General features: G+C 69.4%; 17 protein-coding genes, 1 tRNA gene and 2 pseudogenes. 12 read left to right on the top strand and 8 right to left on the bottom strand.

The window, feature by feature from the left end; all coding sequences use genetic code 11:
* Positions 1 to 611 precede the first annotated feature (611 nt).
* On the top strand, positions 612 to 1,727 hold the full coding sequence (locus B0B14_RS05160) for a DNA methyltransferase (protein ID WP_076680399.1): 1,116 nt from the start codon (positions 612 to 614) through the stop codon (positions 1,725 to 1,727).
* Here B0B14_RS05160 and B0B14_RS05155 read toward each other — a convergent pair.
* Positions 1,641 to 2,564 carry a hypothetical protein gene (locus tag B0B14_RS05155; protein WP_143733631.1) on the bottom strand — a complete coding sequence of 308 codons (924 nt, stop codon included), beginning with the start codon at positions 2,562 to 2,564 and terminating at the stop codon, positions 1,641 to 1,643. The two genes, B0B14_RS05160 and B0B14_RS05155, sit on opposite strands and share 87 nt — an antisense overlap.
* A gap of 283 nt (positions 2,565 to 2,847) precedes the next feature.
* Here B0B14_RS05155 and B0B14_RS05150 point away from each other — a divergent pair, with 283 nt between their 5' ends.
* From B0B14_RS05150 to B0B14_RS05145, 3 genes are all read left to right on the top strand, one after another.
* Positions 2,848 to 3,039, top strand: coding sequence for a hypothetical protein (locus B0B14_RS05150; RefSeq protein ID WP_076680397.1), 192 nt, complete (start codon positions 2,848 to 2,850; stop codon positions 3,037 to 3,039).
* A 26-nt stretch (positions 3,040 to 3,065) separates the two neighbouring features.
* Complete coding sequence (locus tag B0B14_RS16480; RefSeq protein ID WP_179085268.1) at positions 3,066 to 3,242, top strand: hypothetical protein; 177 nt, start codon at positions 3,066 to 3,068, stop codon at positions 3,240 to 3,242.
* 90 nt (positions 3,243 to 3,332) lie between these two features.
* On the top strand, positions 3,333 to 3,572 hold the full coding sequence (locus B0B14_RS05145; RefSeq protein ID WP_076680396.1) for a hypothetical protein: 240 nt from the start codon (positions 3,333 to 3,335) through the stop codon (positions 3,570 to 3,572).
* A gap of 74 nt (positions 3,573 to 3,646) precedes the next feature.
* On the opposite strand, the gene B0B14_RS05140 is transcribed toward B0B14_RS05145, so the two are convergent.
* From B0B14_RS05140 to B0B14_RS05130, 3 genes are all read right to left on the bottom strand, one after another.
* Positions 3,647 to 4,828, bottom strand: coding sequence for a site-specific integrase (locus B0B14_RS05140; protein WP_076680395.1), 1,182 nt, complete (start codon positions 4,826 to 4,828; stop codon positions 3,647 to 3,649).
* Entirely contained in the window at positions 4,828 to 5,043 is a 216-nt protein-coding gene (locus tag B0B14_RS05135) for a helix-turn-helix transcriptional regulator (RefSeq protein ID WP_076680394.1), read from the bottom strand. The genes B0B14_RS05140 and B0B14_RS05135 overlap by 1 nt, the downstream gene beginning before the upstream one ends.
* 214 nt (positions 5,044 to 5,257) lie before the next feature.
* A tRNA-Lys gene (locus tag B0B14_RS05130) sits at positions 5,258 to 5,330 on the bottom strand.
* A gap of 104 nt (positions 5,331 to 5,434) precedes the next feature.
* Here B0B14_RS05130 and B0B14_RS05125 point away from each other — a divergent pair.
* Positions 5,435 to 6,289, top strand: coding sequence for an inositol monophosphatase family protein (locus B0B14_RS05125; protein ID WP_076680393.1), 855 nt, complete (start codon positions 5,435 to 5,437; stop codon positions 6,287 to 6,289).
* Positions 6,286 to 6,864, top strand: a complete 579-nt coding sequence (locus B0B14_RS05120; protein WP_076680392.1) for a hypothetical protein — start codon at positions 6,286 to 6,288, stop codon at positions 6,862 to 6,864. The genes B0B14_RS05125 and B0B14_RS05120 overlap by 4 nt, the downstream gene beginning before the upstream one ends.
* A 7-nt stretch (positions 6,865 to 6,871) precedes the next feature.
* Here B0B14_RS05120 and B0B14_RS05115 read toward each other — a convergent pair whose 3' ends face one another.
* Positions 6,872 to 8,116, bottom strand: a complete 1,245-nt coding sequence (locus B0B14_RS05115; RefSeq protein ID WP_256714266.1) for an MFS transporter — start codon at positions 8,114 to 8,116, stop codon at positions 6,872 to 6,874.
* 70 nt (positions 8,117 to 8,186) lie between these two features.
* Positions 8,187 to 9,191 (bottom strand): epimerase, encoded by a 1,005-nt coding sequence (locus B0B14_RS05110; RefSeq protein ID WP_076680390.1) that lies wholly within the window; start codon positions 9,189 to 9,191, stop codon positions 8,187 to 8,189.
* A 95-nt stretch (positions 9,192 to 9,286) separates the two neighbouring features.
* Here B0B14_RS05110 and B0B14_RS05105 point away from each other — a divergent pair, with 95 nt between their 5' ends.
* From B0B14_RS05105 to B0B14_RS05095, 3 genes are all read left to right on the top strand, one after another.
* A complete protein-coding gene (locus tag B0B14_RS05105) occupies positions 9,287 to 10,327 on the top strand; it encodes a lactonase family protein (RefSeq protein ID WP_076680389.1) in 1,041 nt (346 codons plus the stop codon).
* 81 nt (positions 10,328 to 10,408) lie between these two features.
* A complete protein-coding gene (locus B0B14_RS05100; RefSeq protein WP_076680388.1) occupies positions 10,409 to 10,708 on the top strand; it encodes a DUF427 domain-containing protein in 300 nt (99 codons plus the stop codon).
* Positions 10,709 to 10,800: 92 nt separating this feature from the next.
* Complete coding sequence (locus B0B14_RS05095) at positions 10,801 to 12,126, top strand: flavin monoamine oxidase family protein (protein WP_076680387.1); 1,326 nt, start codon at positions 10,801 to 10,803, stop codon at positions 12,124 to 12,126.
* 10 nt (positions 12,127 to 12,136) lie between these two features.
* Here B0B14_RS05095 and B0B14_RS05090 read toward each other — a convergent pair whose 3' ends face one another.
* Complete coding sequence (locus B0B14_RS05090; RefSeq protein WP_076680386.1) at positions 12,137 to 12,856, bottom strand: Type 1 glutamine amidotransferase-like domain-containing protein; 720 nt, start codon at positions 12,854 to 12,856, stop codon at positions 12,137 to 12,139.
* 118 nt (positions 12,857 to 12,974) lie between these two features.
* On the opposite strand from B0B14_RS05090, the gene B0B14_RS16475 reads away from it, so the two are divergent.
* The 3 genes and pseudogenes from B0B14_RS16475 to B0B14_RS16925 form a co-directional block, all read left to right on the top strand.
* Positions 12,975 to 13,811, top strand: a complete 837-nt coding sequence (locus B0B14_RS16475; RefSeq protein WP_179085267.1) for a MarR family winged helix-turn-helix transcriptional regulator — start codon at positions 12,975 to 12,977, stop codon at positions 13,809 to 13,811.
* A 124-nt stretch (positions 13,812 to 13,935) separates the two neighbouring features.
* Positions 13,936 to 14,196: pseudogene (locus B0B14_RS16930) on the top strand (DUF2254 family protein); the annotation flags it as partial.
* Positions 14,192 to 14,350 (top strand): annotated as a pseudogene (locus tag B0B14_RS16925) (hypothetical protein); the annotation flags it as partial. The pseudogenes B0B14_RS16930 and B0B14_RS16925, both read left to right, overlap by 5 nt.
* Positions 14,351 to 14,393: 43 nt before the next feature.
* Here the strand turns inward: B0B14_RS16925 and B0B14_RS05075 are convergent.
* Complete coding sequence (locus B0B14_RS05075; RefSeq protein ID WP_076680383.1) at positions 14,394 to 14,756, bottom strand: ECF transporter S component; 363 nt, start codon at positions 14,754 to 14,756, stop codon at positions 14,394 to 14,396.
* Positions 14,757 to 14,780 lie beyond the last annotated feature (24 nt).

Below are 14,780 nucleotides of genomic sequence, written 5' to 3'. Positions count from 1 at the left end.
ATGTTGGTCGTCAAGGATGACGAGGCGGGTGATGCGGTCGACGTAGAACTGGAACGAGTACAGCCGGTCATCGCCCTGCTGCCACGTGTCGTCGAAGACGCTGCGGGAGTGTGGCACCCCCGCGAGGTCGAGGACTCGAAGAGATCGTCACATCCCAGTCGTCACTGCTCCCGGTCGAGCCGACGGCTGTGGGCGCGTCGCGGGTTCCCTCGGCTGCAGCAGGCGCTTCCGCCGCAGCTGATGTGTCAGGGCCCGAAGGCGGAGTGATGGTGAGGGGAACCGCGCGAAAGGAAATGGCCACGGCGGACTGCTTGTCGTTCAGACACCGCGACCACCGCCGACGGTCCTTGCCGCCTCGGCGAATTGACCAGGACCGGCCTAGCCGGAGAAGGAAGACCACCATGACCTACCCAGGCCCCGCCCCCACATCTGAGGGCAAGAACCTGCACAACAAGCTCCTCGTCAAGACCCAACTCCGGGACTTCGCAGGTGGAGCTCGAACGTCCGCGGCTCTGACTGACCGCACAAAGACCCCCACCTCACCGGTTGGGGGTCTTTTGGCGTTTCGCGCGCCGCCACGAACTGTCTGAGGATGCGGCTAACCTCGACGGGTGCAGACAATCGGAGACGCCCACATCTACCGGGGCGATGTGATGGACGCCTACGCGCAGTGGCCCACACCCGCAGCAATCTACTCGGATGGCGCGTACGGAGTCGGTGGCTTCCCGGGAGACCCCCGCACTCCGGAGGGGCTCGGCGACTGGTACCGCCCGCACATTGAGGCCTGGAGCCGTGGTGCCTCGCTTGCCACGACGCTCTGGTTCTGGAATACGGAAGTCGGGTGGGCAAACGTCCACCCGGTACTCATCGCCAACGGCTGGTCGTTCGAGTTCCTCAACACCTGGAACAAGGGAATCGGCCACGTTGCGGGCAATGTCAACGGCCGAACTATTCGTCGTTTCCCGGTCGTCACTGAGGTGTGCGCCTTCTACACCCGCACTCCTGCGCTCCCGCTCACGCCGGGTGGCGACGATGTAGTGCACATGAAGGAGTGGCTCCTCCGAGAATGGAAGCGCACGGGTCTGCCCGTCTACAAGGCGAACGAGGCCGCCGGCGTCAAGAACGCAGCGACGCGCAAGTATCTGGACCAGGGCTGGCTCTGGTACTTCCCGCCGGCAGAAGTGATGGAGAAGTTCGTCGCCTATGCGAACGAGAACGGAAACCCAGACGGTGCTCCGTACTTCTCGCTGGACGGCAAGCGGCCTGTCACCGCGACGGAGTGGGCCTCGCTTCGTTCCGTTTGGAATCACGAGCACGGGGTAACGAACGTGTGGGACCGACCTGCACTTCGCTCCGGTGAACGCTTCAAGGGCTCGGGAATCCGTAGCGCCCCGCGAACCTACAATCCATCGGCGTCGAGCTCTACCCACCTGAACCAGAAGCCGCTGGACCTATCCCGGCGAATCATCGGGGCATCGACCTCGCCCGGCGATGTCGTATGGGAGCCGTTCGGTGGACTAGCCACAGGGTCGGTTGCCGCCATCGAGCTTGGCCGGCAGGCCTACGTGGCGGAGCAGGTCGAGCACTTCGCCGACCTGGCCGAGGAACGCCTGTCAACCGTCGCGCCCGGCCTCTGGGGTTCAGAGCTCGTCGTAGATGGCCTGGATAACGTCAGCGGCTCGCCGGTGAGTGATGCTGCCCTCGGCGGTGTTCAGGTCACGAACTAGCCGTGTCCATGCGGCGACGGAACGGTCGCCGTGCTGCAGCGCCAAGACGGTCGACTTGAACTCCTCGAGCGCCTCATGCTCGATGCGGTCAATCTTCGCGAAGTTCGTGTCGAGGCGATAGCTATACGCACCCATCATCTGAGCGGCCCAGTCTTGCGTAGCTGCCTCATAGGGGTATGCCATCCCCCAGTTTCCCGCGCGGGTATCACGATTAGCCGAGGCAATGCGGCTCGGGTCGGTCTCCTGGAGCCGATAGCCGGCGACGTTGGACTGTTGCAGATTTCGCGTGCGCGCAGACGTGTCTCTCGGCTCGACAGTGAGGTACTGCGGGGGTTGCCAGTAATGACGGTCCCGAGCCTCCGCGAACGAGATTCCCGAGTCGGTGAAGGTTCCCAGAATCTGAGGGGTGCCGTAAACGATGTGCGACATCGACCATGCGATGACCACAACGCGAACGTTGCGGCTGAGCAGTAGGTTCACAGACTCACGGAATCGACCGGTGAGTTCGGTCGAGTGCACGTACCATGCCTTGACCTCGTAACCGTCCCCGGTAGGCATACCGTCTGGACCAACCAGCACGGCGTCAGGGAACCCCGGGTCCTGACGCATCCATGAGTAGCCGTGAGCGGCGCCATCACTGAGGGCCTTGACGATTCTCGCCTCCAACAAGTTCCCAATCATCGGGGAAAGCTTCGAGACGATTTGACCGAGGAACGGCGCTTCGGACGCGTCCAGCGAGTTGATGGTGATGGACTCAATGGTCTCGCCTACCAGCCCGGCAAGCACCTGCTCCGCGCGTTCGATTTCAGCAGCGATGACGTGAGGGTTATGGGGCACGGCCACAGGCTACAGCCGCACGGAACCGCAGCCCGTGCACACCCACCAGCCGCGCGCCGGCTCGAGACGGTGCAAGCAGCTCTCGCAGTTCGGGGTGGCGTCGCTCAGGTCATCCATCCGGAGAGCGTACGCGGGACGGACAGAGTGCTGTCGCGGGCTGTGGATAGTCGACTGCGCATAGCTCCGTCATGGATGCGCCGCACCGCATCCTGGCCATCACGACCACCACGGGCACCTGGGCCATCGACCTCTGGGACCTGCCGTCACGCGGCCCGATGGCACGGTGGAGCGGCGGGGCATCCTCACCGAGAGCACCGGCGCCCGCGTCCGTCCACACTTCTGGGTGGACCCCGACCATCGCGACCGCAGCCGTCTCGGTGTCGGCATCGCGCTCGTACTGTTCAGGCCGGACACGACGGACGACCCGCCAACCGAGGACATGGGCATCGTGCTCTCCGTCGTGTCGCAGGTGTGACGGCGACGGCCGCGCATAGGGCGGTCATGCTCACGCTCACTCCGCTCTTCGCGCTCGCCGAGCTCACCGTGACTCTCGGGCCGGGCGAGGTCGTGGCGGTCACCTGCGCCGACGACCGCATAAGTCTGTCAGTCGGTCAGGCCTGGGCACTCGCAGCGGCACTCGTCGCGGCGGCATCGCACATCGAACGGAGCACCTCATGAAGAAGCCTCTCATCGCCCTCTGCGGCCTCGGGCTCGCCGCCCTCACACTCCAAAACCGCTTCCAGCCCGGGAACGCCGGCAGAGCAGGCCGTGAGCGTCGTACAGGACTACCTGAACAGCTCCACTGACTCGACCCCGCGCGGGCTCTGTGGCGGTGCGTCCGTCATGACCATCGCGGCCGGGGCGGAGGTCATCGAGGGCGGGGTGGAGGACCTCTGCACCGGCACATTCATCGTCGCCTTCTCGCAGACAGACGACCCGCGGTCGAGGCATGCCTACGTCACGGTGGCAGATGAGGGGGCGTGCGTGCAGTCGTCGACGGCCTGGTAGTCGGGCCGAGGCTTGTGAGCCCTCTCGCGGTTGGGGAGCGACCGTCTGGCCGTGCCAGGGCGTGCCTGCGTCGCTCATCCCCAAATCCCCTCGAGCAGTCGGGCCGTCGCCGCGTCCACGACGGGCAGACCGGCGTAGTGCCTCTCCGTCGTCGCCGCGTCAGCGTGACCGAGCAGCGCCTGGGCGGCCTCGAGGCCGGCGCTGCCGCGGACATGCGAGGCAGCCGAACGACGCAGCAACTTGAACGTGACGTCGCGAGTCGCAATGCCCACGCTCTGCATCCAGGCCTGGCCCTCGGGGCTCGACCGCCATGTCCTTAGCAGTCGGTCGGGGTTGCCATCGGGCTCACCGGTGGACGTACCGAAAAGCAGCGCGGCGGGGCCAGCAGCACGAGCAGCCACCGCCCGCAGCGCGTCGGCCGTAGGGCCGGGCAGGGGGATATGTCGCTCCTGTCCGCGGCGCTTAGGGACGTCCTGGATGATGAGCCGGCCGCCGACCTCGACGACGGTACGTGTAACGACCATGGCGGGCGGAGAGCCCCCGAGGCTCAAGTCGCACGGACGCAGCGCACCGACCTCCCCGATACGGAGAGACGAGCCGACGATGACCGAGCACAGCGCGACGAGCCGACGCCAGTCTGCACGCACCGCCGGGCGCCGACCCCAGGTCTCGATGCTCGCCATCATCGACTGCCACTGCGCCGGGGTGAGGTGCGCGAGCGTCTGCTCGGGCGCCGACAGCGACATCGACTCCGAGAGCGGGTTGTGCTCGATGGCCTCGCGTTGGACGGCGAGGGCGAACGACCGCCGCAGCACGAACTGCACGCCGCGCGCGTAGGGGACGCCCCGGCCTACGACGAGGTTCTCGATGATGGGCTCGATGAGCCGCGGCCGCGCGAGGTGCAGCGGGACGGCCCCGACCGCATCACGGGCGCCCCTGGCCTTAGCGGCGTACGTCTCGTACGACTGCCGACGCAGCGAGCCGCCAGCGGCCCGTGCTTGTTGCGTGGCGAGCCAGGCGTCGATGGCGTCACCCACCGTTGAGGTAGGGCTGAGCGCCCCGGCACCCATGACGACGGCCGCGGCGAATGCCCGCTCGATGGCGTCACGAGCCTTGCGCTCCGTCTCTCCCGTAGCCGTGAGAGGGATGAGCGCCCCGCCGTGCGTGCGAGCATTGGCCCGCGCCTGCCAGCGGCCGGCACGCTCGCGGAGACTCACCTTGCCCATCGTGCCCGGCGCGAGTTGTGGCCTAGCCATCAGGCGGCCCTCCGCGTGCGCAGCCAGCGCGTGAGCGCGGCCGCGTCGTAGCGCAGCACCTTGTGCGACAGCTTGAGGTACGGCGGCCCGTCGCCTGTCACCCGCCAGTCCTCGAGGGCACGAGGGCTGACGGCGAGGATGTCGGCCACCTGCGCCTGGGTGAGCAGTTCGGGCATGGAGGACGGCCGGGCCGTCTCGGGAGCAATCGTGGTCATGCGGTACTTATGCGCAGTGTCCACATAACTCCGGCGACAAGCGGGAGCATCCCGTAGCAGCACCATCGCGAACCCTTGAGACGTGTGCCATCGCAGGTTACGTGGCCGTTTTGTGGACGAGGTGAGGGGAAATCACGCCGCCGCATACCGACCAGGCTATATGGGAAAGGCCCGACATCCGCGTCGTTCTGCGGATGTCGGGCCTTCTGGTCCGTGCACCCCCTGGGACTTGAACCCAGAACCCACTGATTAAGAGTCAGTTGCTCTGCCGATTGAGCTAGAGGTGCGTTTCGATCAGGCTGTTCGAGAACTGCCGAACCGAGGGTCAACATTAGCATCACGATCGCGCCGCACGGAAATCGAGGCCGCGACCGCCCCGTATCCTGGTGGGGTGACCTCCCCCGATCGTGTCCGATCCTTTCGCGCGCCCTTCGACGGCGACCTGAGCGCCGATCTCGCCCTCGCGCTGCGGCTGGCTGATGCGGCCGACGCGGCATCCATGTCGCGCTTCGATGCCGCCGACCTCGAGGTCAGCCTCAAGGCCGACGCGAGCCACGTGACGGAGGCCGATCTGGCCACGGAGAAGGCGATCCGGGCGATCCTCGAGTCCGAGAGGCCGGAGGACGGCGTCTTCGGCGAGGAGTTCGGCATCACCGGCGACTCGAGCCGCCAGTGGATCATCGATCCGATCGACGGCACCGCGAACTACCTCAAGGGCATCCCGATGTGGACGGTGCTGATCGCCCTGTCGATCGACGGCGTGCCGCGCGTCGGCGTCGCGAGCCAGCCCGCCCTCGGGCGGCGCTGGTGGGCGGGATCCGGCCTCGGAGCCTGGACGAACACCCCCGACGGCGGCGAGCGTCGTCTGGCCGTGTCGACCGTCTCCGACATCGCGGAGTCCAGCGCGAGCTTCCAGAGCATCCGGCAGTGGGACGAGGTGGGCCGCACCGACGAGCTGCTCCGTCTCAGCCGGGCCGTCTGGCGCGACCGCGGCTACGGCGACACCTGGCCGTACATGCTGCTCGCGGAGGGCCGTCTCGAGTTCGTCGCCGAGTTCGGCGTCAAAGAGTACGACATCGCCGCCCTAGTGCCGATCATCACCGAGGCCGGCGGCACCTTCACGTCGTTCGACGGCGACGACACGATCGCCGACCGCTCGTCGCTGGCCACCAACGGCATCCTCCACCAGAGCTTCCTCGATCTCCTCCACTCCCCCCACCCCGTCCCCCCGGAGTCTTCTCGATGATTCGTCCTTCCCTGCGCCTGGGCGCGGTCACGCTCGTGCTCGCCGCCACCGCGGTGCTCAGCACCGCCTGTTCGTCGACGCCGGAGCCCGAGCCCACGCAGATCTCGGCGGCGCCGACGGCGACGTCGGCGCCCGAGCCCGAAGTCACGGCCGAGCCCACCACGGAGCCCGCGGCCACGCCCACGTGCGAGGAGCTGATCTCCGACACGATGGTCGCCGACTTCACGGCCGTCGGGTGGACCGTCCAGGAGGAGGTCTTCCGCGTCGGATCGCTGGAGATCGCCGAGGGCGTCCTGTGCCGCTGGGGAGACTTCACGACCGCGAGCGACCACCTGCAGATGTTCGGCTGGGCGCCGATCACCGCAGCGGACGCGTCGTCGGTGCGCAGCGAGCTCGTCGCCGGCGGATGGATCGAAGAGGAGGACGGCGGCGTCGTCTACGTCACCGAGAGCCCTGACACGGCACTGCAGACCGACGCCGACGGGTACGGAGCCACGTATCAGTTCGGAGACGGCTGGGTGACCTTCGCCGACACGAAGCAGAGCCTCCTGCTGCTGGAGTGGCCGAAGGCCTGATCGGCGTTCACTCCTCGGCGAGCCGCGCCGTTCGCACGGGAGACGCCGCGGCGATCGCGAACGCCGCGGCGAAGACGACCGCGACGCCGACGAGTGCAGGAAGCACCCCGAACGCACTCGCCGTCACGCCCCCGACGATCGCACCCACGGCGGCCACCGTGCGGTTGGCCGACCGCATCGTGCCGTTGACCCGTCCCAGCAGCGGATCGGGCGTCATCGTCTGCCGGAGGCTCATCTCGTTCGCGTTCTCGATGCCCCCGGCGAACCCCTGCAGGGCGAACGCGGCGAAGACCGTGACGAACGAGGCATCCGATGCCCCTCCGATCGAGGCGATCGCGATCGCCGACCAGGCGAGCGGGTAGGCCAGCCGACCACACGCGATGGTCCTGCCCGAGCCGAGACGGGCGGTCATCCGGCCCACGAGAAGAGTCCCCAGGAGAGCCGCGACTCCCCCGACCGCCAGGAGCAGCCCGTAGACGAGCGGCGAGGCATCCATGACCTGCAGCACCAGCACGGCGAGGGTCGTGAAGCCGGCCGCGTTCGCGAAGAACCACACGTGCGTCGACGCGGCGAGAGGGCCCAGGACCCGATGCCGGTAGGTCCATCGCAGCCCGTCGCCCACGTCGCGCCGCAGGGAGCGCTTCTCCGCGGGCGGCGACGCCGACTCGGTGAGGCGCGCTCCGGCGATCAGCACCGCATCGATCACGTACGTCACCGCGTCGATCACGAGTGCGATCGGAGCGCCGAGCCATCCCACGAACCAGCCGCCGAACACCGGGCCCACCGTCTGGGCGGCGGTCTCCGCCTGATCGAGGCGCGCATTCGCCGCCAGCAGCGCGCGACGCTCCACGATCTGGGGCAGCAGCGACTGCGTCGCGGCGAACCCGAACACCGCACAGCCGCCGAAGAGCACCAGCAGGACGACGAGGACCCACAGCTGCAGCATCCCGAGCCACCACAGCACCGGTACGAGCGCGATCGTCAGGGCACGACCGAGCGAGGCCCACACGAGCACGCGCTGACGTCGCCAGCGGTCGACGTACACACCGGCGACGAGTCCGAGAAGCGCGTAGGGCACGAGCTGGGCGGCGTTGACGATGCCGAGCGCGACGGCGTCTCCGCCCAGGACCTCGAGCACGAGCACCGGAAGCGCGACGACCGTCAGGGTCGTGCCGAAGGCGCTGGTCGCGACCGCGGAGAAGTAGCGGCGGAACGCCGACGTCCGGAGGGGCTCGCGCGGCTCTGACGTCACGGACTCCATCCTCCCCCGTGGCGCGCGGGCACGGGGGCGCACGCTCCACGCGGGCCGGGCGAGCGACGTGTCAGTGTCGCCGGCGCGCTCGGTTCCGCCCGGCTGCGACGTCCCGCAGGGCCGGTTCCAGCTCCGGATGCCGGAACGTGTACCCGGCATCGGTCAGCACGCCGGGCAGCACCCAGCGGCTCTTCAGGACGAGCTCCGGCTCGGTGCGGAGAACCCACATCGCCGGCTCCAGCATCAATCGCCACGCCGGGAGCCCGATCGGCATGCCGACGACGCCGCGGAGCGTGCGCATGAGGGTGCGGTTGTCGCTCGGATGCGGGCTCGCGATGTTGACGGGGCCGGACAGGCCGGGGTGCTCGAGGAGGAACCGGATCGCGCCCACGACGTCGTCGATGTGCACCCAGCTGAACCGCTGACGCCCGTGCGTGCGATGCCACGGAGCCCGCGGGCCGCCGGTCGCAGGTGCGCCGATGCTGCGGTAGCGCCGGTGCGGCGGACACCAGCCGTCGATCTGCGGACCGCCGAGGCCGGTCCGGGCGAGCCGGACGAGCAGGGCGGTGGCCGGTCCGTCGCCGAGGACGATCGCCATCCGCATGGCCACCCGCCGCGTGTGCGGGAGCTCGCCGGCGAACAGCTCGCGCTCCCACGACGAGGCGACGTCGACCGAGAAGCCCTCGCCGATCCGGCCGTCGGCCTCGGTGTTCGGTCGATCCATGGAGTGGCGGTAGATCGTCGCGGTCGAGGAGTTCAGCCAGAGTCCTGGCGGGTGGGCCGCGGATTCGATCGCGCGGCGGAGAGCAGACGTCGTGTCGACGCGCGATCGCAGGATCTCGTCGCGGTTCGCATCGGTGTACCGGCAGTTCACCGATGCGCCGGCGAAATTGATGATGACCTCCGCTCCGTCGACCGCCGCGGCGAGAGCACCGGCGTCGTTCCAGCCGATCTTCTCGCGCCGCCCGATGCGGCGGACTTCGTAGCCGTCGTCTGCGAGTGCCTTCGTGACCGCGCCGCCCACGAAGCCGCTCGCTCCCGCGATGACTGCGATCGGGCGCGTCTGCTGAGCCATGGTTCAAGCCTAGCCGTATTTCTGAACGCGTTCAGTTCGTATGGGGGTTGCGCGACGCACGGGTCGGCGCACCCTCGCCGCCCTACGATCGAAGAGTGACCGATACCTCTCTCGTCCTCGTCGCGAACGCCGGCGACGGCTCGATCAGCACGTTCCGCTTCTCCGACGGCGCTCTCGATCGCATCGCGGTGACCGAGGGAGTGACCGGATGCTCGACCTTCGTGCACGATCCCGCGAGCGATCTCGTGTTCGCCGCCGTGAAGGGTGCCGGCGACGGCCAGCCGGCCGGCATCCTCACACTGCAGCTCGAACGCACCACGGGAGCACTGGAGCCGCGCACGCGGCTCGACCTCCCCGACGGCGGCATGAACTACCTCGCCCTGACACGCGACGGCACCGCCCTCCTCGGTGCGTCGTACGGCGGCGGCTACGGCATCATCGCGCCCGTGGCGGACGGCGTCGTGGGAGAGCCGATCTCGCGCGTGGAACTCCCGAACCTGCACTCGGTGCTGCCGAGCAGCGACGGCAGGTTCGCCTACTTCGTCTCGCTGGGCGCCGATCTCGTCGCGCAGTACGAGATCGCAGACGACCTTCGACTCGTGCCGCTCGAACCCGCGACAGTCTCGGCCCCCGCCGGCAGCGGGCCGCGTCATCTCGTCCTCAGCCCGGCGCAGGACGCCGTCTACGTGCTGACGGAGTTCTCCGGCGAGGTGCTCGACTTCGCTCGCGACGGGGAGACGGGCGTGCTCGAGCTGCGCAGCACCGCCACGGCGTACGACGTCTCGAAAGGACTCGGCCACAGCGTCTTCGGAGCCGACCCGCTCGAGCACCACTACATCTGGGGCGCGGATCTGCATCTCGGCGCCGGCGGCCGCTCGCTCTGGGCGTCGGAGCGCACCGAGAGCACCCTCGGCATGCTCGGCGTGAACGACGACGGCACGGTCGCCGCCGCGGAGCGGTTCACGACGACGGAGCAGCAGCCGCGCGGGTTCGCCGTGAGCCCCGACGGCGCGCACCTCGTCGCGGCGGGCGAGAAGTCCACGACGGTCTCGCTCTACGCCGTCGAGGGCGACCGTCTCGAGCTCCTGCAGCGGGCCGAGACCGGTCGCGGCGCGAACTGGGTCCGCTTCGTCTGACCGGAGCCCGGCGCGCGGATCGCGCCTACGCTGAAGACATCGCCGGATGACGGCATCCGGCGACGCGACCAGGGAGACGACATGCGCGCAACACTCAACGGAACGGTCATCGCCGAGGCGGAGGAGTCCGACCTCGTCCGGATCGAGGGCAACTGGTACTTCCCCCCGGCGAGCGTCGACTTCTCGCTCCTGGAGACGAGCCCCACGCCCTACACGTGTCCGTGGAAGGGCGCCTGCCAGTACTACTCCACCGTCGTCGACGGCGAGACGCTGGCCGACCGCGCGTGGACCTATCCCGAGCCCTACCCCACGGCCATCGAGCGCGTCGGCACCGACTTCTCCGGATACGTCGCGTTCTGGAAGGAAGTCCAGGTCGCCTGACGCGGCACCGCCCGCCGTGCGGTGACTCCCCCACCGGGGCTGCGAGCGATAGCGTCGGATCGCGCGCGTGCGCACTCACCGGGGAGGTCACCATGGAGCACGTCGACACGATCGTGGTCGGGGCGGGGGTCGCCGGCCTCACCGCGGCCCGTCTGCTGACCGATGCCGGTCGCCGGGTGGTCGTGCTGGAGGCCCGCGACCGCGTCGGCGGCCGGGTCTGGACCGACCGCTCCGACGGACACGTCACCGATCTCGGAGCCTCGTGGATCCACGGCATCCTCGACAGCCCGGTGGCCGCGGCGGCCGCGGCATTCGGCATGCGGACGGTCGAGTTCACGGTCGGCGGCTATCAGCCCGACAGCCGGCCCATCGCGTACTACGGACCGGACGGTGAGAGGCTGTCGGATGCCGAGGCACACGCGTTCGCCGACGACATCCGCACGCTCGACGCCACCCTTGCAGACGTCGTGGCCGCCTCCGCTCCGGATGCGTCGTACCGCGACGTGACCGAGGAGGCGCTCGCCCGGCAGCCGTGGGACGAGGATCGCACGCAGCGCGTCCGCGAGTACCTCGAGCACCGCTCGGAGGAGCAGTACGGGGCATGGATCGAAGACATGGCGGCCCATGGCCTCGACGACGACTCGATCGACGGCGATGAGGTCGTCTTCCCCGACGGCTACGACCGGCTCCCCGCGCACCTCGCGGACGGTCTCGACATCCGGCTCGATCACGTCGTGTCGCGCGTGCGGTGGTCTGCGGACGGCGTCGTCATCACCGCCGATCGCGGCGAGCTGCGGGCGGACACCGCCGTCGTCACGGTGCCGGTCGGGGTGCTGCAGGCGGACGACTTCTCGATCGAGCCCGCCCTCCCCGAACCGGTCGCGGGAGCTCTGGGCCGCCTTGCGATGAACGCCTTCGAGAAGGTGTTCCTGCGCTTTCCACGGACCTTCTGGGACGACGGCGTGTACGCCATCCGCCAGCAGGGGCCGGAAGGTCGTCGCTGGCACTCCTGGTACGACCTCACCGCCCTCCACGGGGAGCCGACGCTCCTGACGTTCGCCGCCGGACCCACGGCCGTCGAGATCCGCGACTGGAGCGAGGCGGAGGTGGTCGACTCGGTGCTCGCGCAGCTGACCCGCCTCTACGGCGACCGTGTGGAGCGTCCGACGAGCGTGAGCATCACCGACTGGCAGGGAGATCCGTTCGCGCACGGATCGTACGCGTACATGACCGTGGGGTCGACCACCGACGACCACGACGACCTCTCCACGCCGGTCGGCGGGGTGCTCCATCTCGCCGGCGAGGCCACGTGGACCGACGACCCCGCCACGGTGCCGGCGGCGATGCTCTCCGGTCATCGCGCCGCGCAGCGCATCCTGCAGCGCGACATCCCGATCGATCGGGTCTGGGCGGACTGACCGCGCCGGATCAGCTCGCGGCGCGGGTCGTGACGGAGACTCCGGATGCCTGGGACTCCACCCACCAGACGCGGCCGCCGCCGCGGACACTCTCCCCCGCGCCGTCCACCACGAGCGCGGTGTGCTCGTCGATCGCGGCACCGCGCGCGGTGAGTCCGGCCTCCACGGCGGAGAGGAGGCGGGCGATCGTGCCCCACTGCGCCGCATGCACATCGACGGTGAACTCGACGAGCCCGAGACCGGGCCGCACCTCGAGGCCGTCGAGCTCCTCGCCCGTCTCCTCCGGCGCGACCTCGATGTCACCGAGACGATGGCCGCCGACGAGCGCCGCCGTCGCCGCGATGGCGGCGCCCGCGGAGAAGCCCGCATAGGCAGCTCCCGCCGCGACGCGCTGCCTCACGGCATCTCCGATGCCGTCGAACGCATCGTGGTAGGCGGGCGTGAGTCCGCCGCCGACGAAGATGCCGTGGGCGCCCTCCACCGCGTCGAGGGCGAAGCGATCGCCCTCGACGATCGCCACGACCCTGATCTCGTCGGCGGACGCCCCGGCGGCGGCGAGCACCGACGTGAAGCGCGCGATCGTCTCGTCGTCGTCCGGCTCGAGCACGAGCAGGAGAGCGATGACGAGGCCGGCGGATGCCGCGGCATCCCTCGCCTCCGTCACGAACGGCGCGAGCACAGCCGCGCAGCGCGCCTCGTCGCGCCCGCCGCCCACGAGATGGATGCTCATGCCGACGACGCTAGCGGAGCAGTCGGCGACCAGCGAGGACGTGCCCCTCCCTTCGTGCCTGCTTGAATGGTGTCGGGGAGCGGGGACGAGCATGGACGCGACGGCGCCGAATCGGGCCATGGAACTGCTGGGGCGGTTCAACGATGAGATGACGCATGCCTTCGATGAGGCGTTCGGCACGAAATGGGCCGAGATCGAAGACATCCTCGCGATCGCGGCCATCGTGGTCGATCGACCCGTGACGACCCGGCGGCTCTCCGAACTCAGCGGTCTGGATCGGCGCGCCGTCTCGCGGATGCTGTCGCGCCTGCGCGCGGAGGGACTGGTGACCACGCGGGCGTCGCAGGCGGACGGACGAGCGGTCGAGGTGATCCTCACCGCCCGCGGAGAGCAGCGGGCACAGGCCCTGCGCACCACGATGACCGCGTTCTTCGGTCGGAGCACCGACATCGCGCGTGAGATCAGTCTGGGGATGCTTCCCGCGCACGCCCCGCGCGGTCCCGCCGCCTCAGCAGACCCGATCGAACTGCTCCGTCGTGTCTGCGAGGCCGGTGTGGCCCTCGTGCGCGTCATGCCGGATACGGCGACCGAGGGCCGGCTCGCCGCACGCCAGCGCGCCGCACTGGTGCAGATCGCCACTCAGGGCCTGGTGCGCCCGAACGACCTCGCGCCGTCGCTGGGGGTGTCCCGTGCGGGCGTGGCCTACATCGTCGATCAGCTGTGCGCGAAGGGCTTCGTCGACCGGCGCCGCGACGCTCTGCCCGAAGACCGGCGCGCCGTCGTCCTCGAAGCCACCGCGGAAGGCCTTCACGCGGTCCGGGCGGTGATGGACGGGATCGCGCAGCAGCGTGAGACGCTCGCCGAACTCTTCGCCGACGTCGCTCTCTGGCGGCCGTCCGCGGCCGCGTCCGAGACTCCGCCGGTGTCAGCGGGTCCGGGGCGACCCGCCGCATAGAGTGGACGGATGGCGTCTCCTTCCCGCACGGCCGCGGGGGCGGCACTCCGACGACTCACCAAGAAGGTCTGGGTCCGTGCCACGTTCTACGTGGTGATCGCGGCGGTGTTCGCTCTGGCCGCCGATCGCCGACCCGACCTCCCAGAGCTCGCTGTCGGTCTTCATCGGAGCCTTCGTCTTCTCGATGGTGGGGATTATCGCCCTCTCCACGGGGTACCACACCGAGCAGGGCCGCACGATCCTCTTCTTCGGCACGCTCACCGTCATCGCGATCGTCGTCGTCACATTGATGCGCTGGATCGCCCACCTGGCGGACTTCGGCCGCATGGCCGACGTCATCGATCGCGTCGAGGAGGCGGCGACGGAGTCGCTGTGCGCGTATGCCGGGGCTCCGACGCTCGGCGCGAACAGACGTGAGCGCGGTGTCTTCTCACGCGCAGCCGATCTTCACCAAGACGACCGGCTTCGTCGTGTCGGTCGACGTGGCGGCCCTCGATCGCGCGGCCCGGGAACACGACGTCGAGGTGTTCGTCCAGGCGACGGCGGGACGCACGGCCGACGCCCTCCACCCACTCTTGTCGGTCACCCGCCGACGCGACGAGGCCCGGTGCTCCTGCGCCGGTGTCGCGCCCGACGCAGATCGAACCGCAGACCTGGTCGTACGTGGGTCGGCGAACCGTCCAGGAGTTCATCGCGGACGGATGCGTGGACGCTGCCGCGGGACTGACGTTCTTCGCCGTGCTGCACCCCGGCCCCGGGGCGGCGGATGAGGGCCATCGCGAGGGCGGACGGAAGCAGCCAGACTCCCACCATCGCCGCGTAGAGGAACGGCAGCGCGGTGCCGAGTGCGATGGCGAGATTGTTGGCGGGGATAAGCAGCACGGCCCCTGCCGCGCCGATGGCGGCGCAGGACAGGAGATACCTCGTGGTCGTCGTCGACCTCATCGATGCCCTCCGTGGTGCGACAAC

This window comes from Microbacterium sp. RU33B (assembly GCF_900155915.1).
Taxonomy (GTDB): Bacteria; Actinomycetota; Actinomycetes; order Actinomycetales; family Microbacteriaceae; genus Microbacterium.
Note: the sequence above shows the minus strand (reverse complement) of the source record. Positions and strands in the feature narration are given on the sequence as shown.